This is a genomic window from Alteromonas gracilis, assembly GCF_002993325.1.
Taxonomy (GTDB): Bacteria; Pseudomonadota; Gammaproteobacteria; order Enterobacterales; family Alteromonadaceae; genus Alteromonas; species Alteromonas gracilis.
Genome location: NZ_PVNO01000010.1, coordinates 94,856 through 121,631, shown reverse-complemented (window position 1 = coordinate 121,631; position 26,776 = coordinate 94,856). Strand labels below are relative to the sequence as shown.

20 protein-coding genes and 1 pseudogene are annotated in these 26,776 nt (G+C 40.3%); 17 read left to right on the top strand and 4 right to left on the bottom strand.

What is annotated here, in order from left to right; translation table 11 throughout:
• Window positions 1-63 precede the first annotated feature (63 nt).
• Window positions 64-1,224 carry an IS30 family transposase gene (locus tag C6Y39_RS04585; RefSeq protein WP_105929651.1) on the top strand — a complete coding sequence of 387 codons (1,161 nt, stop codon included), beginning with the start codon at window positions 64-66 and terminating at the stop codon, window positions 1,222-1,224.
• Between the two features lie 405 nt (window positions 1,225-1,629).
• Complete coding sequence (gene zapE, locus C6Y39_RS04580) at window positions 1,630-3,105, top strand: cell division protein ZapE (RefSeq protein ID WP_240618810.1); 1,476 nt, start codon at window positions 1,630-1,632, stop codon at window positions 3,103-3,105.
• 116 nt (window positions 3,106-3,221) lie between these two features.
• On the opposite strand, the gene C6Y39_RS18940 is transcribed toward zapE, so the two are convergent.
• Window positions 3,222-4,328, bottom strand: a complete 1,107-nt coding sequence (locus tag C6Y39_RS18940; RefSeq protein WP_105930138.1) for a methyl-accepting chemotaxis protein — start codon at window positions 4,326-4,328, stop codon at window positions 3,222-3,224.
• A 442-nt stretch (window positions 4,329-4,770) separates the two neighbouring features.
• Window positions 4,771-5,748: pseudogene (locus C6Y39_RS04570) on the bottom strand (peptidase M14); the annotation flags it as partial.
• Window positions 5,749-5,988: 240 nt separating this feature from the next.
• Here C6Y39_RS04570 and C6Y39_RS04565 point away from each other — a divergent pair.
• Together C6Y39_RS04565 and C6Y39_RS04560 are read left to right on the top strand one after the other, a co-directional pair.
• Window positions 5,989-7,125 (top strand): M14 family metallopeptidase, encoded by a 1,137-nt coding sequence (locus C6Y39_RS04565; protein ID WP_105930137.1) that lies wholly within the window; start codon window positions 5,989-5,991, stop codon window positions 7,123-7,125.
• Window positions 7,126-7,449: 324 nt separating this feature from the next.
• Window positions 7,450-7,914, top strand: a complete 465-nt coding sequence (locus C6Y39_RS04560) for a hypothetical protein (RefSeq protein ID WP_105930136.1) — start codon at window positions 7,450-7,452, stop codon at window positions 7,912-7,914.
• A 251-nt stretch (window positions 7,915-8,165) separates the two neighbouring features.
• Here C6Y39_RS04560 and C6Y39_RS04555 read toward each other — a convergent pair whose 3' ends face one another.
• Window positions 8,166-8,417 (bottom strand): helix-turn-helix domain-containing protein, encoded by a 252-nt coding sequence (locus C6Y39_RS04555; protein ID WP_105930135.1) that lies wholly within the window; start codon window positions 8,415-8,417, stop codon window positions 8,166-8,168.
• 72 nt (window positions 8,418-8,489) lie between these two features.
• On the opposite strand from C6Y39_RS04555, the gene C6Y39_RS04550 reads away from it, so the two are divergent.
• The 3 genes from C6Y39_RS04550 to parS all read left to right on the top strand — a co-directional run bounded on the left by C6Y39_RS04550 (window position 8,490) and on the right by parS (window position 11,173).
• Window positions 8,490-9,002 (top strand): hypothetical protein, encoded by a 513-nt coding sequence (locus C6Y39_RS04550; protein ID WP_205664139.1) that lies wholly within the window; start codon window positions 8,490-8,492, stop codon window positions 9,000-9,002.
• The gene (locus C6Y39_RS04545; RefSeq protein WP_240618809.1) at window positions 8,999-10,363 is read left to right on the top strand and encodes a DEAD/DEAH box helicase; all 1,365 of its coding nucleotides are present in this window, start codon (window positions 8,999-9,001) and stop codon (window positions 10,361-10,363) included. Before C6Y39_RS04550 ends, C6Y39_RS04545 begins: the two co-directional genes overlap by 4 nt.
• A 372-nt stretch (window positions 10,364-10,735) precedes the next feature.
• Complete coding sequence (gene parS, locus C6Y39_RS04540) at window positions 10,736-11,173, top strand: type II RES/Xre toxin-antitoxin system antitoxin (protein WP_105930133.1); 438 nt, start codon at window positions 10,736-10,738, stop codon at window positions 11,171-11,173.
• A 37-nt stretch (window positions 11,174-11,210) separates the two neighbouring features.
• Here the strand turns inward: parS and C6Y39_RS04535 are convergent, their stop codons facing one another.
• On the bottom strand, window positions 11,211-11,441 hold the full coding sequence (locus C6Y39_RS04535; RefSeq protein WP_146128590.1) for a hypothetical protein: 231 nt from the start codon (window positions 11,439-11,441) through the stop codon (window positions 11,211-11,213).
• A 173-nt stretch (window positions 11,442-11,614) separates the two neighbouring features.
• On the opposite strand from C6Y39_RS04535, the gene C6Y39_RS04530 reads away from it, so the two are divergent.
• The 10 genes from C6Y39_RS04530 (at window position 11,615) to C6Y39_RS04480 (ending at window position 26,724) form a co-directional block, all read left to right on the top strand.
• The gene (locus C6Y39_RS04530) at window positions 11,615-12,229 is read left to right on the top strand and encodes a restriction endonuclease subunit S (protein ID WP_105930131.1); all 615 of its coding nucleotides are present in this window, start codon (window positions 11,615-11,617) and stop codon (window positions 12,227-12,229) included.
• A gap of 40 nt (window positions 12,230-12,269) precedes the next feature.
• On the top strand, window positions 12,270-13,790 hold the full coding sequence (locus C6Y39_RS04525; RefSeq protein WP_105930130.1) for a type I restriction-modification system subunit M: 1,521 nt from the start codon (window positions 12,270-12,272) through the stop codon (window positions 13,788-13,790).
• Window positions 13,780-14,970 (top strand): restriction endonuclease subunit S, encoded by a 1,191-nt coding sequence (locus C6Y39_RS04520; protein ID WP_105930129.1) that lies wholly within the window; start codon window positions 13,780-13,782, stop codon window positions 14,968-14,970. Before C6Y39_RS04525 ends, C6Y39_RS04520 begins: the two co-directional genes overlap by 11 nt.
• Before the next feature lie 10 nt (window positions 14,971-14,980).
• Window positions 14,981-16,717 carry a hypothetical protein gene (locus C6Y39_RS04515; RefSeq protein ID WP_105930128.1) on the top strand — a complete coding sequence of 579 codons (1,737 nt, stop codon included), beginning with the start codon at window positions 14,981-14,983 and terminating at the stop codon, window positions 16,715-16,717.
• Window positions 16,714-18,471: a hypothetical protein gene (locus C6Y39_RS04510; protein ID WP_105930146.1), complete on the top strand. Its 1,758-nt coding sequence runs from the start codon at window positions 16,714-16,716 to the stop codon at window positions 18,469-18,471. The genes C6Y39_RS04515 and C6Y39_RS04510 overlap by 4 nt, the downstream gene beginning before the upstream one ends.
• Complete coding sequence (locus tag C6Y39_RS04505) at window positions 18,468-20,369, top strand: ATP-dependent nuclease (protein WP_105930127.1); 1,902 nt, start codon at window positions 18,468-18,470, stop codon at window positions 20,367-20,369. Before C6Y39_RS04510 ends, C6Y39_RS04505 begins: the two co-directional genes overlap by 4 nt.
• Window positions 20,366-23,656, top strand: coding sequence for a type I restriction endonuclease subunit R (locus C6Y39_RS04500; RefSeq protein WP_105930126.1), 3,291 nt, complete (start codon window positions 20,366-20,368; stop codon window positions 23,654-23,656). The genes C6Y39_RS04505 and C6Y39_RS04500 overlap by 4 nt, the downstream gene beginning before the upstream one ends.
• A 5-nt stretch (window positions 23,657-23,661) precedes the next feature.
• Complete coding sequence (locus C6Y39_RS04495; protein WP_105930125.1) at window positions 23,662-24,474, top strand: M48 family metallopeptidase; 813 nt, start codon at window positions 23,662-23,664, stop codon at window positions 24,472-24,474.
• Window positions 24,467-25,123: a hypothetical protein gene (locus tag C6Y39_RS04490; protein WP_105930124.1), complete on the top strand. Its 657-nt coding sequence runs from the start codon at window positions 24,467-24,469 to the stop codon at window positions 25,121-25,123. Before C6Y39_RS04495 ends, C6Y39_RS04490 begins: the two co-directional genes overlap by 8 nt.
• A gap of 860 nt (window positions 25,124-25,983) precedes the next feature.
• A complete protein-coding gene (locus tag C6Y39_RS04480; RefSeq protein ID WP_105930122.1) occupies window positions 25,984-26,724 on the top strand; it encodes a hypothetical protein in 741 nt (246 codons plus the stop codon).
• Window positions 26,725-26,776: the final 52 nt, after the last annotated feature.

Here is a 26,776-nt window from a genome sequence, read left to right as displayed (position 1 = left end):
GCTTTACGTCTTGAGTTCAATTGGTGAGTGCAACGCTATCCTTATTAAAGGAGGAATGTTGCCATGAAACAAAGAAAACGTATCTATTACTCACCAGAACAGAAAGCGCTTATTTGGGACAGATATAAGCGAGGTGATTCGCTGCATGATATAGCTAGAATGTTTGATCGCTTTCACTCTTCTATTATGCCAACTATTTATCAAACTGGTGGATTTCGGCCACCAGAACGAAAAAGACATCCACAGTCTCTCTCGCTTGATGAAAGAGAAGAAATATCACGATGCTTAGTCGGTAAACAATCCATTCGAGAAATTGCCAGACGTTTGTCCAGAGCGCCATCTACAATTAGCCGTGAAGTAAAAAGAAATGGTGGGTTGAAGCACTACCGCGCCGTGAAAGCTGAACAACGAGCATGGGATGAAGCATTGAGACCTAAGCCATGTAAGTTAATTGGATCCCCAGAGTTATGTAAACTAATAGCTGTTAAGCTTAAAAGGGCATGGTCGCCACAACAAATTGCGGGTTGGTTAAAGCGACAATACCCCGATAATCAGGAAATGTACGTGTCTCACGAAACCATCTATAAAACACTCTTCATTCAGACGCGAGGCGCTCTAAAGAAAGAGCTACAAAAGTTTTTGCGGTCAAAAAGAGCGGTTCGCAAATCTCGTCAATCTTCACTGAAAAGGTTAGGTCTAGGCAAAATCCCTGATGCTGTTTCTATAAGTGAACGACCTGCATCAGTTGAAGATAGAGCGATCCCTGGTCACTGGGAAGGCGACCTAATATGTGGCTCCAACAACAGTTACATAGCGACACTAGTAGAGAGGCACTCTCGATTCGTAATGCTGGCGAAAGTGGATGATAGTAGAACGTCGACCGTGATTGCTGCACTTATCAAGCACGCTCAAAAGCTACCTAAGGAACTATATAAATCTCTAACTTGGGACAGGGGGAGAGAAATTAAAGACCACAAACAATTCACACTAGCCACGGATATAAAAGTCTATCTTTGCGATCCTTACTCACCGTGGCAACGTGGTACCAATGAAAACACCAATCGATTACTACGACAGTATTTTCCAAAAAGTACCGACTTATCAGTACACAGCCAACAAAAACTTAGCAGTGTAGCGAGACAACTTAACGAAAGACCAAGAAAAACGTTAGACTATGAAACACCAGCACAGAGATTTAACCAATGTGTTGCGCCCATTGATTGAACTCAAGGCCAATTGCGGTCGTTAGGCGCTGGTTTTAAAAGGTGAACAATCAAATTAAAGCTGTCGGTAAAAAAAACCAACTATCAGACCGTATTGAGCGAAGTATCATCACATGATTAATAGATTAAAAATAGCCGAATATCACCCTCTTAAGAACATTAAATAGATGTCATTATGGAAAACATGAGGCGTCATGTATTTTAAGTTTATGAAAAATATTGCTTTATTTTGCCTCTATCCTAAAGCTTCTGCGTTGCCCCATTGCACTAAACAGATTGCCGACTCGAATATCGAAAGTGAGAGCAAAGCTGTTGTTAAAAATAGAGGAGGGTGTGGATGAGTATCAATTGATACTCATGCAGAAATCTAGCGTACATACTTTCTAGTTAATAAACGCATGAGGCCATGATGAAGACGGTGACGAAGAAGATGACAGCACAACATCGCGTCGCTAAGCGGTGTCTCCAAACAGGCCCCGTGACAGCGGCGTATGAACGCAAGGTGGATGCGGGGGAGGTGCAACGAGATCACGCGCAAGTCGCTCTGGCAGCAAAACTCGATGCCCTGTACGAGTCTCTTGCTGCGCTCCCACCAGTACCCATGCGCACCGACTATCGAAGAGAAGGCAGTTGTGCAAGCAGCGGCCCTCGGTTACTGGGGCGTTCTCTGGCATCCGCTCAGTCCTTTCTTCGAAAGAAGCTCCATTTGTGGTCTTTTGGTCCATCACCGCGAGGCATTTACATTCATGGGCCTGTCGGGGTTGGCAAGAGCTTTCTAATGGATCTCTTTTACGCCTTGGTTAATGCTCCTGATGATGATTCTTGCTGTAAAAATAACAGCCACAAACACGCAAAAATTACCAAACGCCGCGTTCACTTTCATGAATTTATGCTAGACGTCCATCATCGAATATTTGTCTACAAACAGGAACACCCACGAGACGATGCGATCCCCATTGTTGCGCAACAATTGGCACAAGAAGCCCAACTTCTCTGTTTCGATGAATTTCAAGTGACAGACGTTGCCGACGCTATGATTTTGAAACGACTTTTTTTATTCTTATCGTATTGGAATGTCGTGGTGGTGGCCACCTCGAATCGCGCCCCCGATGCCTTGTATGAGGGAGGCATTAACCGCTCTCTCTTTTTGCCATTCATAGACATGTTAAAACACACGTTCGACATCATTTCCATGGAGGACTCCCAGAAGGATTATCGTCTCGAAAGTCGGGCGGATGGCCAATCCTATTTTTGGTTAAGTAAGGATATTCATGGCGATAATAGTATTAACAACATACAGGCGCAGTTGGAAGAAATATTTGGTGGCACTGCATCCACTACTGAGACCGAGAGCATTTCCGTCCTCTTTGGTCGCACCGTCCAGGTCGCCAGATTCAATGACCGGTGCGCTTGGTTTGACTTTTCCGAGTTGTGCTACCAACCGCTCGGGGCGGCCGATTATATTTCTCTCTGCCGGCGATTTCCGGTTATCATCATGGAACATGTCCCTCAACTGGACGCCAATCACCTCAACGAAGCACGACGATTTGTGACTCTTGTCGACGCGTGTTATGAATCCCGTACCCGCTTGGTGCTGGCGGCACAAGTCCCGCTCGACGAATTGTTTGTTGATTTTGAAGCGCAAATCGAAAGCAGTGACGGCGATGGCGAATTGATCGTCAATGACAAGGGAGGAAACTCGAGTTCCTTTGCGACCACCATGATCCGCACCAAAGAAGGGAAATATTATGAGTGGTCGGCGACGGGACGAATTGGCGTGTCACTGGCACAATTTTCGTCTGCCAATGATCTCGCCTTTTCCTTTCGACGAGCCGCGTCTCGGTTGGTAGAAATGGGAGGAAAGGGATGGGGACGACAATAACGACTTTCGGTTAGGTGCCCATCAACTAAAAAGTACCTCTTACCAATAACTAAGCCAAGAGTTGCGCTTGCATCTCTGTTTTTGTCCATAGGTTTACAAGTTTTGCGAAAGTATTTTTAATGCCCCATCTCGTTTTTCACTTTGTTTTCTAATTTATTTAAGAAGTCAAAAACTCGAGCGCTGGCTTCTTCCATTTTGTTTAGGTGCGTGATTAACGTTGTTCCATCCCCGTTTTCATGTGCATTTAAAGCCGCAATACCTGACTGGTGGACTAATGCATGGGGGCCCTCTAAATGTGAAAACTCCGCGTAATGACTGTAATGTTTTTTACCATCTCCTTCATAATACCACTTACCCAATCGACACTGGTGATGGTCTGCAAAATCATCTTTTGTCTTTTCACTTTCTCCCCGGATAGTTCGATACACTTCAACCTTCCAAACCAGGTGATCTAATTTAACGGTCTGGATAAAAGTACTGACGCTAGAAAGAGAAATAACATTAGCCATGTCTTCAGCAATATGGGCAACGTTATCAAGGGATGCGCTTATTTGCGATGCAGAACTGGCTACTTGCAAGGTTTGTTGTGTACTTTCCTTGATTTGATGATAAGTACTGTCTGTTCTTTCAGAAGCTTTTACCGTCAAATCTGAAATTTTAGACGATGCTTCAGATGAACGACTAGCAAGCGTTCTAACTTCATCCGCGACTACAGCAAAACCTCGCCCTTGCTCCCCAGCTCTTGCTGCCTCAATGGCTGCGTTTAACGCTAGAAGGTTTGTTTGTTCTGAGATACTTTGTATTTGCCCTATAAACGACTCAATATCTTTACTGGATTGTGCAAGCGACTCAATCGAACCATTGATAGCGTCTGAATTTCCCGTCATTGCATTCAGCACTTCAACACAGTTTGAAAGGGCTGTACTAGTACCACTAATATCTTCAAGCACATTGTCTAAACGAATTTTTTCTGCGTGCAGTTGAGTCGCAGAGTGAGCCACGTCATGCCTCACCAAATCTAATGAATCAAGCGAGTGAAAAAAGTTTTTTACAATGGTTCGTTCGACATTAACTTTTCTGGCGAGTTCTTCAGCTTCTTCATAAGACTGGTGTAAACGAGACTCCATTTGCAAGAGCTGCACTTGCAGCCTTTCGTTTTCCTTTTTGAGATTCTCCATCTCAATGTTTGAATTCGTCGCTACAGGCTGTTTATTAAACCACATTAGTTTTCGTCCTTGGCTTCGTTTAGGATTCTGTGCATTGTTAATTAGCTTAGACTAACTAATTTAAAACAGTCAAAAATGAATAAAGTGTTTGTAGCTAAAGAGAAATATCCTTTATTAGATGAAAGTATTCAACGCGAGCTAAATATCGCTTCGCCTACCGCGCCTGCAAATATGTTTGCAAAAATTCATTATGGAATACTTTCAACAGTTCGGCGCTGTTTTTAACTTACTAACACCACCAACTAAGATGATCAGTTTTGTTCTGATGCGACAGTCTGTCAGGTTTATAAACGAAGGCTGGTGTTTTTGTATTTTGGCGTTCGTCGCCTCTAAAATTGTTTCGTTGAAACGCGTGTGTTAGCTCAACGCGTACTATCAGGTTTTTGTTACCTTTCTAGTTAAACGCGTTGAGTAAACGTTTTTACTGGCACAAAAAAACCTACAACTCCCTATAGTTAGTAAACACTTTATATAACTGTGTTCCACTTAATACTGAAGCAGAAGGGAAGTGCAGGATGGGAATTAAATCGCAAGGGGCTTCTAGGGTCCTGCTGCCGTTGTCGGTATCTAGGTCATCGATATTTAAAATTTGCGCCAGCGGTTCGCCTTTTTTCACGGTTTGGCCGGGTTTTGCCATGTATTCCACCATGCCGCCCCAGTTGGTGAACAGGGTTTTATAGTCTTTTAAATACACGCCTAAACGCTGCATTGCTTTTGGTTTTATATCGCATTCGTGCAGTACGCCTTTGGCGTTTAAGTAGCTAAGAATACTGGTGGCGTCTATATTACCTTCGTTAAAGTCGATAACCTCTTGGCTACCCATTTCAAGCGTAAAGGCTTCAACGTTAAAGCTAATCTCACGCGCTAAATTCGTTTTAATGCTTTCTTGCAATGTCCACCACGGGCAAAATGTCGCTTCGTCTAATGCCCCAGCAAATACGTTTGGAATAAAAATACAGTGGGGAATGTTAAATAGCTTTGCACTGTCTTTGGCATATTCGGGAATATAAACGTGGCGGGTAGACACCGGTCCGTTGTGGAGATCCAATACAAAATCGGCGTTTACAGCCATTTGCTGTAGCTTTAGGTTTAGCTGCTGCGCTAGTCCTAAGCCCCACGGTTCAGCCAGTTTGTTGTCGATAGCGTTAGACAAGTGAGCACGAAAACGTTGTTTTATGCCTTCAATTGACTCTTCGCGGGTAACGGTTTTGGCGAAGTGCTCAACCGCGCCCTTGTCAAAGAAATAGCCTCGGTTCCAATTTGTGCCGTTTACAGGGTCGAAACGGCCTAATGTGTACTCACCAGCTTTGATGTTGGTTCCAATGGGATTACAGTTGGGCACTAGGATAATTTCGCCGCAAATATCCATATCTTTTAAGCGCTGAATAAGATGGTAAATAACCACGTTACCTTGCATCCTAACATGTAAAATAAAATCAGGATACTAATAGAAGTAAGACAGATTAATTGATACAGCTAATTACTGTATCCTAAGAAAAAACGGGCCGATTTATCTTCAAGATACTTTTTTCCGCTTTATTACTCATCAAATCTCTATAGCTTCCATCAATTTAAAGAATAGAGACAGGATACTATTTACGGTCTTATTTAAGCTGTTATCCTTACTCTAATATTTAGTTATCTTGCTTCATTATTTATGACGATTGAACATTCTAACTTCACTAAAGAATACTTGGTAGTTGCTCAGAACGCATCTGGAAGAAATCTAAAAGTACCCGTTTACCGATTTAGCAATAACAATCCGGGCCCTACGGTTTATATACAGTCCAGCATACATGGAGCAGAAGTCCAAGGTAACGTTGTACTGCATCATCTATTTAATTTTCTCGCTTCAAACACTATTAATGGAGAGATCATCATGGTGCCTAACTGCAACCCTGTAGGCAGTAACCTGAAATCGGGAGAATATACTTTAGGTCGTTTCGATCCGGTCAATGGTCAAAACTGGAACCGCGCTTATTACTATGATGAAAGTACGATTCGTAAATTTTCCGAACAGCTGACTGATGAAACTATATTGGATACTGAATCGATTAAAAAGAAGTATCGATCAACATTACAGGCTTCCATAGAAGAACGTTTAAACAATAGCTGGGGTTTGGGGTTGGCGGAATCGCTCAACCTAAAGCTTCAAAATCTCGCCCTTTCAGCAGATATCGTTTTAGACTTGCACAACGGTCCAGTTTCCACTAGACATATATACGTACCAGAATACGCCAAAGATTCAGCAAAGTACTTCAACATTCCTCATGTAATTCTGATTCCAAACATTTTTGCCGGAGCGCTGGATGAAGCTACTTTTTGCCCTTGGTGGACCCTTTCAGATCTTATAAGAGAAAAGTTCCCGAATGTAGTTATTGACTTCAACGTAGAGGCATTCACGGTGGAGATGGGGTCCCAGGAAGTTATCGATTTCAAAGAAGGAAATGATGACGCTGTTAGTATCTTGACATATTTGGCATACAAGGGAGTTATAGAGGACCCATCATTAACACCCTTTAGTATGTCAAGAAAAGCGGTTTATTTAAGAGATTATAAAACTCTGTATAGCCAATTTGGAGGAATGGTTGAATATGTTACCCAGCCCGGTAAAATCGTTGCTGAGGGAGATATTATGGCTCGGATTTTGAACGTGGATGATCTCGAGAATGACAAAGCTACATCAGAATTGCTGGCACCTTGTGACCTGATTCCTATTTTACATTTTCCATCCGCAAGCGTACTCAGTGGGACCCAGTTATTCAAATGCTTTACGAAGTATTTCGACCTCTAAGAGGCGAAAGATAGACAAAAATAGCTTTAAGATTGGTCCAGCTACGCGTTGCTCAACAATGAACTAATCATTTCAAATTATTTTGTTTTAGTGAATAACAACTTGGCTCGCTGAGTCGGTACTTTTATATATTGGACATCTGTTATTGCCCACATGCCTATCTATACTTTAACTGGGGTTCTAATAGATGGGGCAGTTGTAGCTGTTTGGGCGTACTATGTGTTATATATCATTGGTATGAGGAATTTTTTGTTCAGTCAAACGTCATACAAAAACTTTATGTCGCGCCTCATATTTGGAAGTTAGCTATCTACAGGAGCAGGAATGGACCTAGTATCAATAAGTGCTGCGTATAATGGTCTAAAGGTTGCCAAAGACATCTTCGCGGGGTTTAACAATCTTAAAGTTGAAACGGCAACATTGGAGCGTATAAATGAGGCAGTCAAAAAAGTAGGTGAAGCACAGGACGCAATTTTCATGCTTCGAGAAGAGCTGTTTCGGCTTCAAGAAGAGAATAATTCTCTAAAGCAACAAATCAATGATAGAGATAGTTGGACCACCGTTATCGGCCAATATCAACTGGTTGCTACAGCCGGAGGTGCGGTGGTCTTTAAATCTAAAGAAGAGCCAAGCCACTTCGCATGCCCTAGCTGTGCACAATCAAAAGAGATACATATTTTGCAAGATAGTAGGGTAATGGCGGGCACTTTTACATGTACAAAATGCCAAGCATCCTACCCGGTTAAACCACGGGAGAAAATGCAGCCTATTAAATTTCAAGGCTGGTAAATTGCTAACAAGGTGCTGTAACTAGCTGTGCTGGGACCTCTGTTGCGTTCCGCTACCTTGGCTACGGCTCCTAAGCACGACATTATTCGAATTAAAATGAGTATGGACTCAACACTACCAATAGAGAAAATTCCAAGTAACATGTTGTTTCTGGACAAGGCTGGAAAAAGGCGACTCTGACCTCAGAATGCAAATAGTCAAAACAAGTAGTTCAGACTCTAAAATCCCATAGAACTTCAGATATTTCTAACCTAATAATTATCGTTCATCGATGTTATGAGTAGAGAGAGACCCTCATGTGGGTCCGCATTGAGTATCTCGCACAGCTCTATGAACTCTACCAACTCCACCTTTCGTCGAGCCTGTTCAATTTTCCCTAAAATAGAATGGTGCCGGCCCCATTTTTCCGAGACCTCTCGTAATGATAAAGACTGCTCTTCGCGTCGTGCTTTTAACCACAACCTGAGCTTGTCGTAATGTGAGGAATAAACAGATGTTTTCATTGTCTCGATGATAGAGACAAAGTAACATGTCGCGAATTTCGAGACTAAAGTTGAGCCATTAAGACTAAAACAATGCCAAAAAACAGATACAATATTGATTTTTATACATTTATCATTTCTCTTAATTTGCACTCTTTCACGGTTGAAGATGTCACGAGGCATCTTTTAGAAACATATTCAGAGGAATTTAATAAAAAGAAAAATGCTACTCAATTCGTGTACCGGCGATTGAAACAGTTAGCAAAAGAAGGAGTACTTTCTTCTATAAGACTGGAAGAAAGTAAAGCTATAGTTTTTAAATGGTGTTCAGAATCTAATGAAAGTAGCCATCAACCTAATCAAACTAGTAAAAACAACGAAATTATAGTCTCTAAACTCAAAGAAAAAATTCAACGTTACAAGACAGAAATGCTGACAAACTTGGGTGAGACAGAAGCTTATTCTGAATGGGTGCAAGAGATGCCTGAATTTGCTGAGTACGTGAAACCCTACTATCAGGACACAAAAGAGCAAACAAAACTTATGTTAGGGAAAGTCAAAGGTTTTGAACGGTTGCTTGCTGACTACGAGGCAAAGACATCGTGAAGCTAAGGAATTGGCAGAAAAAAGCTATAAGTGCCGCACTAAAAAAATTTGAAGTTCCATTTTCCCACTTTCTATGCCTTGCAACTCCCGGAGCGGGCAAAACTCTTATGGCATCAGCTCTCGCTGACATTCTCCTAAAAGAAAACAGGGTAGACCTTGTTCTATGTTTTTCACCTTCGACAGTGGTCGCTAATGACTTCAAGGCCGAACTTGAATCCATTACTGGAAAAGGTTTTAGTGGAAGTCTCGGAGCATCAGGCTCATCTCTTACATATCAAAGTATGAGACATTTAGATGATACATTCTGGTATCTCTTGAACAGTTATCGAGTGTTCGTGATTTTTGATGAAATCCACCACTGTGCCGGTCATAAAATCGAAAATTCAAATGCTTGGGGAGCAGAGATCATAAAGCATATTCAAGGAAAAGCTCGATATACACTTGCATTAACAGGAACGCCCTGGAGGAGTGATACAATACCAATTGCGCTCGCGAATTATGTAGGTGACAACAATCAGATAAATGTTGATTATCGATACGATTTAAAGCAAGCGATTAAAGACGGAGTGTGTCGACTACCTCACTTAACTTTACTTGATAATGACCTTATCAGCGTTATTGAGGATGATAAGAAAAGAAACTTCAAATACATAGGAGAGTTCCTTGATTATAGTTCTCTTTCTTACGCTGACTTAATTGGTCATCATGAAATACTACGCCAAATTCTTAAGCGAGGAATAACTTGCCTGAATGAACAGCGCGTCAATAACAGTGATGCCGGCGGACTGATCGTTGCAGCTTCGATTTCTCACGCTAAACATATCCAGAGTTTACTAAGTGAACTTGGTGAACACAGCGAAGTCGTCACATATCAGGAAAATGAACCAGATCGTCTAATCCAGCATTTCAAACATAGTACAAAAAAGTGGATCATATCTATTAGTATGATTAGCGAGGGAACAAACATACCTCGCTTACGGGTTTGTTGCTATTTATCATTGGTAACAACCGAGTTGTACTTTAGACAAGTACTTGGGCGTGTTTTGAGAGCACAACATGATAAACGAGAGATTGGGTATCTCATTACCCCTGCTCATCCTAGGTTACTTGAGTTTGCAGGTCGTGTGGCCGATGACGTGCCTCATTCTATTGTTCTTCACTCTTCTGATGAAAGTAAGAATAAGGTTTACTTAAATTCAGATAAAATAGAGGATTATCACAGTAACTCTGAGTCAGTCAAAACATCTAGAAGCGTTAACTTGGAAGTAGCACGAGAACATCCCAGCGAGCCCCTCCTCAATTGGTATAGCTCGACAATTGACTCATTTGGGCGCTTTCATGAAAAAATACTAATGCTGTAAATCTAGCGCTCAAAGTTCTACAGGATATGCTTGGAATCTTAAAAAACTGTTTAAGCTAAAAATAAATCTTTGTGAGATAATTTAATAAGGGCGATTTTAGAGAAGTTAGAAGATATACGTGAAGATCCGATGTGCTCTACACATGATGTAAAGTAGGCTTTGATTAAAAGAAAATATCTATCAATCAAGCTTCGGTAATTATTAGAGTAAACCAGTCAACTCTGTATTGATATATCAATGGAGGCACCAATATCTCAAATGGCACGTAGGGTACACGATAGATTCGCCTTTGATATTAACTTGATGTTTCGACTGGAGGCACAGAAATACGCTGCAATTGCTTAAACGATGATAACAAGCTAGGTAGTTATAATGAATAATTGGCAGCCCGAAAATTTCGATTCTAGAACTATCTGGGACCGACTTGGTATTCCTGCAAGAGGTGAAAAACTTTACAACGCGCTTTACGCAGGGTTCACGTATACCATCGTTATTCGAATTTCTGAAATGATAAACTTGAATGACACTGAAGTGGCGAAGTTCTTGCGAATAAGTAAAACAACATTATCGCGTCGCAAAAAAGCAAATCGATTAAATGTAGAAGAGAGCGATAGGTGTTTCAGATTAATTGAATTGATAGCTACCGTATCTCAATACTTTGAGGGAGACGAAATAAGGCTCGCCATGTGGTTGAAAACTCCAGTGTTTTCTCTTGCTAACAAAAGGCCCATAGACATGGTATGTACGAGCGCGGAATTAAAAGAGGTCCACAGGTTAATTCACCGCCTCGAACATGATTTAGAAGCCTGAAATAAGAATAGATAATACTTTACGATGTTTCGAGTTCTTAAGGTTTGACAAATGTAACTCTGCACCTTATACCATAGAGATATTTCAGTTCAATGAGGCTACGCATTTTGGTTGCAGCTAGCTCCCGCACACCATCTTCAGCGTACTTATCCAAGATTAAATCAATAAACCCTCTTTGCTTTGCGTTTCCAAAAGCAGTGTGTAGATAGTAAGGCAGGCTGCCTAAATTTACTGTTTGTTTTACAACTTTGAGATAAATGTCACTCAAACTAAATGCTCCATTACAATACTGCAAAAAAATTGACCTAACAAGCAATTTCAGCCACAATAATTTTCATTAAATTAATTCCGATTTTGTAACGCCAGTTGGTCATACCCCATTGGCATTTATTTGCTTTTTGGATAAATCGGTTTAGTGATCACAACCAAGGCTTTACGTTCATGAATGCAAAAATGCGCCAAGCTACTGAAGAGCTGCGCCTGAGTGATATTGCCGATATCCGCTTAGGCCACCCTTTTCGTGGGACGGTGAAGCAATACGACAATGGTGATGTAAATGTTGTTCAGGTGAGGGATACCGAGCCAACGGGTGAAATCAACCAATACACTATGGTTGAAACCGTATTAAACACGAAGAAACAGCCCGACTGGTTACAAAATGGTGATGTGTTATTTGTCGCTAAAGGGGCAAAACATTACAGCGTATTAGTAGAACAGGTATTAGAGCGCACAGTCTGCTCACCACACTTTTTTGTGGTGCGTTTAAAGCCTGAGTTTAAAGATGTGATTGTGCCCGATTTCTTGTGCTGGCAACTTAACCAACAACCTGCACAGCGTTATTTCAAAGCCACTGCCGAAGGTTCAATGTACCTAAGTATTCGCAGGCAAGTGTTGGAGAATGTGCCTATTAAGGTGCTTGAGCTTGAAAAGCAAAAACAACTCGCAGCAATGCACCGCTGTGCAGTTAGAGAGCAAAAAGTATTACAAAAGCTTATTGAAAATAGACAACAAGAAATAGAAGCCATTGCTATTCATGAACTTGAAAGCATTGGCTAAAACGAAACAGATTAAAAGTTAATAATAAGGACTTAAAAATATGACCTCATCTAACCAAATCAATCAGGATGATATCAATAAGGCGGTATGGGCTGCTTGTGACACCTTCCGGGGTGTGATAAGTGCCGATACTTATAAAGACTTCATCCTGACAATGCTGTTCTTAAAGTACATCTCTGATGTTTATAAAGACGAATACAACAAACTGGTTGCCCAATATGGTGATAACCCTGAGCTTATTCACGCCATGATGTCTAAGCAGCGCTTTGTACTTCCAGAAGGCGCAAGTTTCTGGGCTCTTTATGAAAAGCGTTATGAAGCAGGCAATGGTGAGCGCATCGATAAAGCCCTTCACGCTATTGAAGAAGCCAACGGCAGCAAGCTTAAAAACGTATTCCAAGACATCAGTTTTAACACTGATCGATTAGGCCAAGAAAAACAAAAAAATGACTTACTTCGTCACTTATTGGAAGACTTTGGTAAAGACATTTTAGATTTAAGTTCTGAGCGTGTGGGTAGCTTAGATATCATCGGCAATGCCTATGAATACCTTATCAAACACTTTGCGGCTGGCAGTGGTGCTACCGCTGGTGAATACTATACCCCACCCGAAGTTTCGACTCTTTTAGCAACGGTTTTAGAGCCAGTTGAAGGCGACCAAATATGTGATCCATGTACAGGCAGTGGATCGCTGCTTCTTAAATGTGGCGCTATGGTGCGTAAAAACTCTGGCTCAAAAAAATACGCATTATTTGGGCAAGAAGCCATTGGCTCAACTTGGGCATTAGCCAAAATGAATATGTTCCTTCACGGGGAGGATAACCACCGTATTGAATGGGGCGACACCATTCGTAACCCACTATTAAAAGAGAAAGACGGAAACGGCTTACTGCACTTTGATGTAGTTACAGCCAACCCCCCATTTTCACTTGATAAGTGGGGACATGATGATGCCAGCAACGACCCTTATGGGCGCTTTAGACGTGGCTTTCCGCCAAAAACTAAAGGCGACTATGCGTTTATCAGTCACATGATTGAAACGTTAAAACCCGAAACGGGCCGAATGGGAGTGGTAGTGCCACATGGTGTGTTATTTAGAGCATCAAGCGAAGGCAAAATCCGTCAACAACTGATTGAAGAAAACTTGCTAGATACGGTAATTGGCCTTCCAGAAAAGTTGTTCTTTGGTACAGGTATTCCAGCAGCTATTTTAATATTTAAAAAACACAAGACCGACAAAAACGTATTGTTTATTGATGCCAGTCGTGAGTTTAAATCAGGTAAAAACCAAAACCAGTTAACTGACGAAAATATTCAAAAAATCATCGACACCTACAAGGCTCGTGAAAGCGTTGATAAATACGCTTACCTAGCAAGTTTTGATGAAATCCAAGAGAACGACTTTAACCTCAACATTCCTCGTTACGTTGATACCTTTGAAGAAGAAGCAGAAATTGATTTAGTTGCAGTTCGCACTGAGCGCGTCCAGCTTAAAAACGAGCTGCAAACCCTTGAAGCAGAAATGGAAGGCTACTTGAAGGAGTTAGGTTATGGTGCCTAAGGATTGGAATCCAGTTTATCTGAATGATATTGCAGATAAAATTATGGTTGGAATTGCTAGTGCAGCAACACATGCATATGCAGATAACGGAATAAGAATGTTGCGTAATCTGAACATTAAAGAGGGGTTTATTGATGACTCTGACATACTTTTTGTTAATGAGGAATACGAGTTACAGCACAAAAATAAGCGATTAAAAGCTGGAGATATTCTTACAGTCAGAACGGGTTATCCCGGACTATCAGCGGTTGTTCCAAAAAAGTACGACAATGCTCAATGCTTTACTTCGTTGATAACAAGACTTAAAGAGGATGTAGCGTTACCTGACTATATTTGTCGTTTTATTAACTCTGAATACGGTAAAAAATATATATCTTCTGGTGAAGCTGGAGGAGCACAAAAAAACGTTAATGCTAGCATTCTAAAGAAGATGCTAATTCCTCTTCCGCCACTCTCAGAACAACGCAAAATCGCCAAAATCCTATCTACTTGGGATAAAGCGATTAGCACCACCGAGCGTCTAATCGAAAACAGCAAACAGCAGAAAAAAGCCCTGATGCAACAACTGCTGACTGGCAAAAAGCGCCTACTTGATGATTCAGGTAAACCGTTTGAGGGTGCTTGGGAAGAAGTTAAATTGTCCAAAGTAGCTGATGCCGTTATGGGATCTTCGCCTAAGTCATCGTCATACAATGAAAGCAGTGAAGGGCTTCCGCTTATTCAGGGAAATGCCGATATTAAAAATCGCAAGTCAGCTCCAAGAATCTATACCAGTGAAGTGACCAAAAAATGCAGCGTCGGGGACATTTTATTAAGCGTTAGAGCACCTGTCGGAACAATTGCCAAATCAGAGCATGTAGCTTGCATAGGTCGTGGGATATCAGCAATTAGCGCTAAAAAACATCATGTTCAAGAATATTTATATCAGTGGTTACTTTGGTTTGAACCTCGCTGGGAGAAATATTCACAAGGCAGCACATTCGAAGCGGTAAATAGTAATGATATTAAATCATTATACCTAATAGTCCCGACTTATACCGAACAGGCTAAGATTGCATCGGTTCTTAGCAATGCTGACCAAGAAATCGAGTTATTAGAACAACAGCTTGCTGATCTAAAGCAAGAAAAAAAAGCACTTATGCAGCAACTGTTAACTGGCAAGAAAAGAGTCAAAATATAAAGGTTTAAAAATGGAAGACCTCAAAAATCAGCTTATTCAAGCATACAAGGATGAAAACTTTTTTGAGTTCATCCAAAAGATTTACTATCAGGATAGAAAAGGCGACAAGATATTGGCTTCAGCTTTAATTGAAGCTCACAATAATAAAGAAATTGATCTAATAGTCCTGTTTAGTGAGTTCAAGAACTCCCCCGAGCAGCATGACTTCTTTTCAGTTAGAAGAGTGCTTGAAGAAGTTCTTCCTGAACTCGATGCTCCAGTTATTATTACTGCAAACTGTATTAAACACTTAACGCTAGAGGCAGGACAAGATATGGCTGCGGGTATGCTTGTCCCTCCCTTTATAAGTTTTTGCGCTAATAAACCAACTCGGCCTACGGAGCTGCTTAAACACGCACTGGATCTAGGGGATAAAGAGTTTGATCATGTTTCTACTGCGCTGATTGCAGGGGCTAAAATTGACAGTGTGGATTATGTAGAGCAAGCGATTGGTTTAATTAGTGGAGAGTGTGAACTAGTTAAGCTAAGGGCTATCTTTGCTCTTGGCAGAATGAATTTAGATAACGAAGAACAAATCACAGCTGCTGTAAAAGCGATAATGGACTCTACAAAAGCGTCTAAAAACGACCAAACTCTTGCGACTAGCTTGCGTTCGTTGTTTGCTCTCACTAGCAGAGTTAATACATTAGAAGTGCTATTTTTAAGTTTTCTTGATTGTCATTCAGAGCATCGTGGAGAAAACTTCATTCATGCCGCTTCTGAAACTCTATTTTATGACTCAGAGAAAGTTTCTGTTAACGTTGAAAAGAGACTACTTGATATATGTATTTATACTCCAGAAAAAAACAAAGGCACAATAAAAAATCTGGATTATGCGCTCGAAAAAATTTTGAAACGTAATGATTTTGAGGCATGCATAAATTTTTTTGAAGAGTTCTTTCAACAAACCAACTATAAGGTTTCCATAAAGGGGTTCGATAGTTTCGTTAGAGAGCTGCACAACTATAAAGATACGTTTTTATCAACACTCATAACTAAGTGGCTACTATCCCAAAATATTTATCTATGCAAATTTAGCTTGGACCTTGTTCGAGATTTTGACAAAGGATTGTCTTTGAGTTTTGACGCAAATTGCATCCCTAGTGGTAGTGAAGGTGTATACGTATATTTAGCTCGAAAAGCTTGTGGTTGGTTTTTCAATCAGCCTAAAACAGCAATCAATCTTATTGAATCCTTAATTTCGATTGCGCCAGATTCAGAACTGAATGAAATAGAAAAAGCTGTATTTAACCCTTTGTGCATTAGCTATCCAAAAAGTATAACTGAACGGATGAAGAGTTCAAAAGAGGCTGAATGCAAAAGACTTGCACAGTTAGCGAATAATGTTTTGACGTCCTACGAAAATTACCAGACTTCCATTAGAGCTGCGTTAGAAATAGAGGAGCTGAAACCAAGTGAAAGTGACCGACACACTTACTGGCGGCATCACAATAAACTCATGGATGAATCGATGAAAAAAGCTCGCAGTAAATCGTTTCTCACCAGTCTATTTGCAGGCAATGAGTCCGTATTGCTATATGGAAACAAGTCCATTCACTACATACATCATGGTGATCAGAAAACGAGACAGGAAATTCCACTGCAAGAAATCAGCCACTCATTTGAGTTTGCTTCAATGCATAACGTAGACCCTCACGGTTTAGAAAATATTTTATGGCAGTTTAAAGCAGAGGGATGCCAAGTATGAAGTTAGTTATTAGACAATACTTAGCATCGTTAAAAGAACGTGGAGAGCTTGATGCTCTTCTGCCTGACCTTTTGTCGCAGATGGGCCTAGAAGTATTTCTAAAGCCAGGAGTTGGAAGTCGTCAATATGGTGTTGATGTTGGAGCCTATGGCAAGATAGATGGCGACTCTGTCAATAAAGTTTATTTGTTCTCAGTAAAGTCCGGAGATTTAGACAGGAAAGATTGGGATAGTGGCAATCCTCAAGACCTTAGACCATCAATAAACGAAATAATCGACGTATTCATTCCTAGTCGTATTCCATCAGAGTACAAAAATGAGCGGGTTGAGATCTGTCTATGTTTTGGCGGAGATGTAAAAGAGGAAGTAAGGGCAAATGTAAGTCTATTCTTAGAACGTCAAAAAACCAGTAATTTAAGTTTTTCGGAATGGAATGGAGATCGCTTAGCTGCTCTCGTTGAGAAATTTATGCTTCGAGAGGAACTGCTCCCAGAAGACTGCCGTGCTCTTTTAAGAAAATCCTTGGCAATGATCGATGAACCTGAAACATCATTCAAACATTTCACACAGTTGGCCATAAAGCTTACTACCGTAGAGGGGCTAAAACCCAAAAAGATTCTAATGGGTATTAGACAACTTTATCTTTGTTTGTGGATACTATATTCGTGGTCCAGAGAGCAGAATAATATTGAAAGCGCCTTTTTATCTGCCGAGTTTGTCCTATTAAACGCTTGGGATGCAGCCAAGTTTGCATTTGATAAAAAGAACAAAGTAGCCGTTTCTACATTGACCACGTTAGATTCGATTTTTAGATTGAATTTACAAATCTCTGGCCAGTACGTAGAAGAAAAGATAATTCCACATGCGGACAACCTTTATGCATTATCTAACGCTGTAAGGCCGTCATGTGCTGTTGACGTCAATCTAAAGCTCTTCGATGTTTTAGGGCGGTTGGCACTCAGTGGCTGCTGGACTTATTGGTATTTATCACAAATTAAAGACGAAAGTGACCCAAACATTGAGTCGCTTAGCCACTCTGTGTCAAATCACCAAGAATCGATTAAGAAGTTAATAATAAATAATCCAATTCTGTTTTCTCCTTACAAAGATGATCAAGCGATTGACTTGGCTCTGGCTGTTTGGTTTTTGTCTTTAGATCCTGTGCATTGGAATGAGATAAATTCATGGCTTATAAATATCGCTGATGGAATTTATCAAGCATTTAAGAAAAACGATAAGTACCCATCAACTCTTAATAGCTACTCTGAATTGATTGAGCATCCTATTGATAATTCTAGCGAGTATTTGAAAAGTGTTACAAAAGGCTCTGTTTTGTATCCTGTCATATCTATTTACTCCTCTGTTTTGGGGCTTACTGAGCCACACAATATAATCAAAAAACTAAAACAAGAGTTCTTGGAACATTGCAATTTTCAAGTGTTCTTCTTTGACGAATCATCGGAAGAACATTTCTATCGATATGACAAAATGCACGGTGCAACATTGTCTCATGTTTGCATTGAAGGAGATCCTGGCGATTTAATCGACCAAATAGAAAAAGAATGTGAAGAATCAAACAAGGTATACGAAATGAGTGCTTTTAAGTATTCATTCTGGCCAATAATTCTAACAGGGTGCAGGCATTACAGGCTTCCTATACCTACACACTTTGCTATGGATATATATAAACAGAGACGAGTACAACAAGAACATTCATCTGATGATATTGAAGAAGTAGAAGGACCTCTCAAATGAGAATTCGTTTAACAAAATTACACTTAAAAAACTTTAAAGCATTCGATGAGATAAGTATCTCTCCAAATGAGTCTTTCAATATCATCATTGGTGAGAATAGCGCCGGTAAGTCAACCATATTTGAGGCAATTCAGTTATGGGAAAAATGCTATTCAGCTTATATCCAAGCTTCAAAAAAGAAGTTCTATCAAACGGGTGGAAATCATAGGTATATCAATTACCAAGAATTAGATTTTCTTCGTATTACAGACGACAATGACCTATTTCATCATGGCAGAGCTAGAGGTGCAGAAGTGTCTCTTACGCTCAAAATTGACGACGAAGAATACAAGCTAGGTTTCAAGGTATCAACACCATCATCGATATCTAATGCTTTCTTTCGTGTTAACCCGATTTTTTTTGAAGACTTTATTAGGTTTGCAGAAAAGCTTGTCGAGAACAACAAAACCCTAGATGAAGCTGTATTTATATACCAGACAAGACCTGTTGCTGGTGTTTTACAATATGAGCCATACCTTAACGAGGCTCAAGTTACTAAAAAAATACAGAAAGGCTTATCTCATGAGGTACTTCGAAATAAGATTATCGCGAAGCGAGACTCTTTGCAGCAACTACAAGAAGCTATTTCAGATATTTTAGAAAAGCAGGTTAAGTTTGATTTACCTCCAAGAACTAGAGCTAGAACTGATGAATATGTCTCAATTAAAGTTTCTATTGGAGACGGGAAAAAACAAGATTTGCACCTACAGGGAAGTGGCTTTTTACAAATCGCGGAAATTCTCTCAACAGTTGAGTTCTTAGAAGCTCCCTTAAAGCTACTCTTGGTTGATGAGCCAGACTCACATATTCATACAAAACTACAAGGCAATTTGATCAAACATTTGAGAGGAATAGATGACAATCAATTCTTTATAATTAGCCACAATGACCAATTCGTCACAAATGCAGGTGAAGGCGAAGTGTTCTTCCTTAGTGATGAAGCTAAATCTGAGAAACTGTTACCACCAATTGCAACTGCAAGCTTTGACACGATAAAAAGAGCACTAGGTGGAGTTATCTTATCATTAGAACAGCTTAATCAGGCGAAACATATTGCGTTTGTTGAAGGCCCCGATGACGCTGAGTATCTTAAAAACATAAATTCTAAGCTAAAAGAGATTACACAGGTATCAGGATGCTTAAAGGATGTAACATTTTTTCCTCTACGAGGGAAAGATAATATTGTTCAAAAAATCGAGTACAACAAAAGAACTCTGAGTTCTATGCTTAGAGGCAAGACATGGAATGCAATTTTTGACAGGGATTTTTCTACAGATGTAATTGATACAAACCTTAAATCTCTTATTCAAGGAAAAAACTGCATTCCATTTAGTCACAATGGCTACTGTATTGAGTCAGTATTATTTTCCGACATGCCAATTTTACAAAGGTTCATTTGCTCACTAGTTGACTATTTGCCGCATGCAGATGTAAATCAATTGATCGTTTCAATAGTCAGAGATGATATAGAAACAAATATTTGCGACGTTAATTCAGAACTTAATCAAACTGTACAAGGTAGATTCAACAGCCAAAAAAGAAATAGACCTGAATTTGAAGATTTAGAATACGCAGACGTTATGAGGTCTTGGAGGCGAGACGGAATCTTCCAAACAGCTCTTGTTATGTCTAAGCCTTTAATTAAAGAATTTGTTTTAAAGCTAGAAGAAAATCTTGGTCGTTCACTATTTCTAAGAAGCTCGAATGACGACGAAGATATATCGTCAAAATTGTTTTTGGCATATGTAGATTTTTTAGATGATATTGAAAACCTTTACCCGTCTCTGACTGATTTATTTACTCAATTAGGTGTGTTGGCAGAAGCTGAGGAGAATGCTGCTGAAGAGGACGCTGCATGAATCATATAGCTAACTTTAAAGAAGAATTCAGCGCAAAAATCCCTGCTTTGTCTCTATTAACCAACCTAGGTTACACCTTCATTCCACCCAGTGAATGCGAAGCGCTACGTGGTAACACCCTTGCAAGTGAAAAGAAAAGCACTTATCAGGTTATTTTGTTACCTGTTATGCGTGCCTTTTTAGCGAAACAAACATTCTCGTTTGCAGGTAAGCAACATACATTGTCAGAGGCTGCAATTGATAAGGTGATGCATGAGCTGAATCCTGCTATGAACTTAGGGTTAAAAGCGGCTAATGAGAAAATCTACAATGCGCTTATGTATGGCGTGAGCGTTACCGAATTTATAGACGGAAAAAAAGCCTACCCCACCATTAAACTCATTGATTGGCACAACATCGATAATAACCAATTCCATTTTACTGAAGAGTTAGTGGTTCAAAATGCCGAAGGCACTGGTAATCGAATTCCCGATACTGTGTGCTTTGTGAATGGTTTGCCATTAGTAGTGATTGAGGCGAAACGTCCTGATTCCAATAAAGAAGGTAAATCGACCAACGCTGAGGCGATTTCTCAGCACATTCGAAACCAAAGTCAGGCTGAAATTCCTCACTTGTATGCCTATAGCCAATTGCTATTAGCAGTAAATGGGCATGAAGGTTTATATGCCACATGTGGCACCCCTGAAAAGTTCTGGGCGAAGTGGAAAGAGGAGCAAATACCTGAAGCGGAATTTGTCAGGTTAAAAAATCATAAACTGAGCGATGGACAAATAGATGGACTATTTAATCATCGTCCTGCTAAAGCGAAAGAAGACTACCTATCTTTGGTTGCAGCAGGTGACTTAACCGTTACCGATCAAGATAGGCTTATTATCAGCTTGCTTCGCCCTGAGCGACTATTGGATATGACTCGTTTGTTTACCTTGTTCGATAAAAAAGCAGGCAAGATTGTCGCTCGATATCAACAGGTATTTGGCATCAAGGCACTTATTGAGCGCATCAACACCTTCGATGACACTGGCGCTCGTGAAGGTGGTGTTATTTGGCACACCACAGGTAGCGGCAAGTCATTTACTATGGTGTTTTTATCAAAAGCGCTTATATGGCTTGAAGAGCTTGCACAATGCCGTGTGATCATTGTTACAGACCGTGTGGACTTGGAAGATCAACTCAGCAGAACCTTCGCATCTGGTGGTGTATTAACTGACCGAGATAAAAAAGATGCAATGGCAACGACTGGCAAGCGTTTAGCGGAACAAATTGGTAAAGGAAATGAGCGAGTTATCTTCTCGATCATTAATAAGTTTGGCTCAGCGATTAAATACAAAGAATGCTACAACGATAGCCCAAACATTATTGTACTTGTGGATGAAGGCCACCGAAGTCAAAACGGTGAAAATAATATCCGTATGCAGCAGACGCTGCCTAAAGCTGCCTATATTGCTTTTACGGGTACGCCACTGTTAAAGGACGATAAAACCGAAAATAAATTCGGTAAGATCATCCACAGCTACACCATGCGGCAAGCGGTTGAGGATAAAACCGTGACCCCTCTTTTGTATGAAGAGCGTATTCCAGAGCTGAACGTTAATGAAAAAGCCATTGACGCTTGGTTTGAGCGCAGCACTAGCAAACTAAGTGATAAGCAAAAGACAGACCTAAAGAAGAAGTTTTCTCAAAAAGGTCAGATATACCAAACCGAAGGTCGTATTGAATTAATCGCATACGACATTGCCGACCACTTCCAGAACTTTAAACAGCAAAGTTTAAAAGGTCAGCTAGCTTGTGATTCTAAAGCCTCTGCAATTCGTTATAAAAAGGCATTGGATAAAATAGGCACGGTGACATCGGTTGTGGCAATGTCGGCTCCAGATACTCGTGAGGGGCACGAAGCGGTTGATCAAGAAAGTAAGGACATAGTGCAAAATTGGTGGAAGGCTAACGTTAATAAAATGGACGAAAAAGCCTACACCAAAGCAATTATTGAAGACTTTGGTAGAGATGATGGCCCAGACATCATGATCGTAGTTGATAAGCTGCTAACGGGCTTTGACGAACCAAAGAACACAGTGCTTTACATCGATAAGCCCCTTAAAGAGCACAACCTTATTCAAGCGATTGCCCGTGTAAACCGATTGCATAGTAAAAAACAGTTTGGATACTTAATTGATTACCGAGGCATTTTAAAAGAGCTTGATACCACTATTGAGAAGTACCAAGACCTTGCTGAGCGTACCCAAGGCGGCTTTGATATTGATGACCTAAAAGGATTGTATAACCGAATGGATACGGAATACAAAAAGCTTCCGGGGCTGCACAGCGATTTATGGGCGATATTTGATGGGGTTAAAAACAAGCAAGATGGCCCAGCACTTCGCCAAGCGTTAGCGCCTAAAGTGCAAGATGTCGATGGCAAGCTTGTCGATACCAACCTTAAAAAGCGTGATGACTTTTACTCAGCTCTAACTGCATTTTCAAACTGTATGAAAGTAGCATTGCAATCAGCAACCTACTTTGAAGATAAATCATTCGACAACAAACGTGACTTGTACAAACGTGATCTAAAAGCCTTTGTCGATTTGCGCAAACAAGTGCGTGAAGATGCTGACGAAACCATTAATTATGACGAATATGCTGAAGATATTCGCAGTCTTCTAGACAAGCACATTGCTGGTATTGAAGTTAAAGAGCCTGACGGTGCGTATTTGGTCGGAAATTTAGGAAAAGACGTTAAACCACAGGATATGAGCGATGACGAAGCTCGTAACCAGACCGATAAAATCACAGGTCGAATAACTAAGATGATTGAGCAAGACTTAGCTGATGATCCTTATGCTCAAGAGTATTTTTCTAAAATGCTTAAAAAGGCGATTGAAGATGCCAAAGCGATGTTCGATGCGCCCGTTAAGCAATACATCCTTTTTGCAGATTTTGAGCAGGAAGTTAAAGACCGCAAAGTGGCAGATGTTCCCTATGACTTTATAGATGCCTCTGGCAAGTTAAATAAACATGCACAAGCCTACTTTGGTTTGTTTAAGCATCTATTTGATGCTGAGTTCTTGAATGACAAAGCCTTAGATAACGAAAAACTCGTAGCGTTGGCGTTTAGCATTGATGATGTAGTGAATACTGCTGTTGCTGAGTATTCAATCAATCCTGCGGAGATTGAAAACGCTATTCACATGAAGCTGTTACCGCTGTTATTTGCTGATCTTGGCCTTGAAAACGCTCAAAAGCTGATTGAAGAAGTGCTTAAGATCACTCGCTTAGGTTTAGCAAGGGGCTAACGAGAGTGAGTAAACAAACGGTTGCTGCCGAGCTCCGAACAACAACAAATGAGCGTGGTGTTTTTACTTATGGTAACGACACCATTCACTATGATGTTATTCGTAAAAGCAAACCTGCTGATAACGCAAAAAAAACAGCACGCAAGGTAATTATTAAGGTTCACCCTGATCAGCGTGTTGTGGCTACAGTGCCACATGATGCAAGTGATGATGCTATTCAAGAAGCCATGCATAAGCGTGCCAGATGGATTTGGCAAAGCATTGATGAATTTGCTAAGCAAAAAGATTCGGTTTTACCTAAGCGTTACGTGAGTGGTGAAACACAGTTTTACTTAGGTAAGCGCTATGTATTAAAGCTCATCAATGATGCAGAGCAAGATCCTAACGTAAAGCTAAGCCGTGGCAAATTGAACGTCACTATCAAGTATGACATTAGCAAAAATAATGATGATCGGTTGGTGAAAATTAAACCACTAATCGACAAGTGGTATCAACATAAAGCAAAAGCCATTTTTCATGAGCGACTAGCCGAACTCCTTCCGAAAGCTACTTGGGTAACAGGCATTCCTTCTTTTCGTGTGATGGCAATGAAAAAGCAATGGGGTAGTTGCTCAACAAAAGGCAACTTGATGCTCAACCCTCACCTCGTTAAAGCACCGAAAGAATGCATTGATTACGTGATACTACATGAGCTTTGCCATATTGCTGAGCACAACCACAGCGAGCGCTTCTGGCGTTTATTAACCCAAGTAATGCCCAATTGGAAAGAAGTAAAGGCCAGACTAGATGACATGGCGGAGATGTATTTGAATGAGTAAATCACTTGATTTGTGGTGGGACAGGCTCTTAAAACTCATTGAGTTGTTACGTCCTAAATTTTACAACAAACTAACTTGGCTAATAGTAATCAGCGGCTTAGGTCTGATGTCTAAGCCTTTGTGGTTAACACTGATAAACTTAATATTTGAAACAGGTTTTCAATTTTCTATAACTGAAGAATCTGATACTGCTTGGGGTTTTTGCCTAGTTCTAGTTGGCTTAACTTATCACCTTATAAACACAGGCCTTCACGAGTTTGTCTTATCAAAAAAAGAGAAAATCTATAACTTAAAAAGAGATGAGCATGATGTAAAAATCTTCAAATCTCTAAATGCTATGATGGATGAGACATATATAAATAACCTGTTTGATTATATGCACACAAGTGACGCTATTATATGGGATGACTTTCAAAAGCTGAGAAATTTTTTGTTTTATACAACAGAGACAACAAATCAGTTTTTCGATGGAAAACTAAAACAACAAATGTCTATACTCTCTACTTCACTTAATGATCTACTTTCTTTTATTAACAAAGAGTTTGATGAGTACCCATACGGACAAGCTGAAACAAACTTTAGAATGTGCTTAGCTCCGCAATTAAATTGTGATCGAGCAGGTGCTTGGGGAAGATGGGCTGAAATATGACTCATTGGTTCAACAAATGATGGATAAATCATCTGCTCTAATAACATCATACAAAGAATGGCGCTTAGTAGTTAAAGAAATATTATTGGTATGATCTTAATTTAATTGGTAACAATTTGAGCTGTTTTCTTAAGGTGACATTAAACGCTAGACCGAGAAAGTGTCTCGGCTTCAGGCAAGCATTTGCGTTATTCAATTGGATTGATCAGCGCTTAATCTGACATTTATGGTGACAGAGTGTAATTAAGTCTGTCAGTCTCTTGTGTCCGTATTTGTGCCTGTCACCAATCGCTGTAGGACGGCAATGTACGTAGTAGTACATTTGTGGGCAGCGTTAAGCTGTACTATACAATTAATTATTAAGTTATATACTTTCTGTAATTCTAGTATCGAAATATTCGCAAAGTATTTAATGTGATACTTATGTGGGAACGGCAACAAATAGCCCAGACTGATAAAAGTTAATATGTGGCTCCTAGAGGCGCATCGTTAAAATCGTGCGTGCACTCTTAAATCGGAGAGGGATGTCAGATGGAAAGTGAGCATTTCATAATTATGGTAGACCAGCCGTTTTGGGTCTCGTGGTTACTGATCTATGGGACTACACTTCTAGGTTCCTTGGTTATGTATTTGTTTTCCTTTTCTAAAGGGTTTGACGGAGCCATCGAAGTTCTTAAGCGCCTTTTTCCAGAGAGGGAGAAAGCTTTTTATCATAGGTTGGACTGTGTGTTGACAGTTTGCCTGGGCGCAGCAGTCGGTGCACTTCTCTTTTCACCAACTAATCCTGTACAAGCTGTAACTGCGGGTTTGGGTTGGGTAAGTGCCGTGAACATTCTAATGAGTAATAAGGAGTCGAGTTAATGATTGACGGAATATGGCCCCTTGTTCTCATTGGTCTAGTTGTCGCTGGTGCACTAGGATTGGTTACACTGTTGCTGTTGTCTAAATCTGATATTAAGTCGTCTAAAGTCACATTTTGGATAGCTTTATCGGGAGTAGTTTTAGTAATTACTCCAACATTAATTCAATCAGTAAAAAAACCCGAGGCATATGTTTTCGTAAAGTGCCAGGCTACTAGTGAAACTGTTCCAAGTACTGTCTCATGCACTGCCGAGGCATCTGATTATCATTCTTTACAGTGGTCCATCAATAATGAGGTAATAGAAGATGCCACCGAGCTAAATATTGAGCGGGAAATTTATGAGCCAGGTGAATACAGTGTTAAAGTACAAATAACAAATAAGAACCTTTTCAGAAAGGCCGAATCAAGCTTTTCGACACAGGTAGTAATCTCTGAACCACAACCACCCGAGCCGGAGGTGCTAGAGCTGGAAGTTAAAGAATCGTTTTCTGAGAATTCAAAATTTCCTAAAACTATTAGGCTGTATTTCCCTCCGAAGAATGGCTTTGAAATAGTAGACGCAAAGTTAGAAAGCATGAGAACATCACAGGCTTATGATATTCAGGTATCGCTGGAGAATGGGGTTGCAGTTGTTTCAGGTCAGCTGAAACCAAAGAATTACTTCAAAGGCTTTTCTATGCGCCCCGAGCCAGCAAGGGTATCTGGAATAGTTACGCTTACTCAAAAACAGGTGCAATAAATCCATCAAATTAAGATGGTATGGCGCTAGAATTCACCGTTGTTGAGCATTG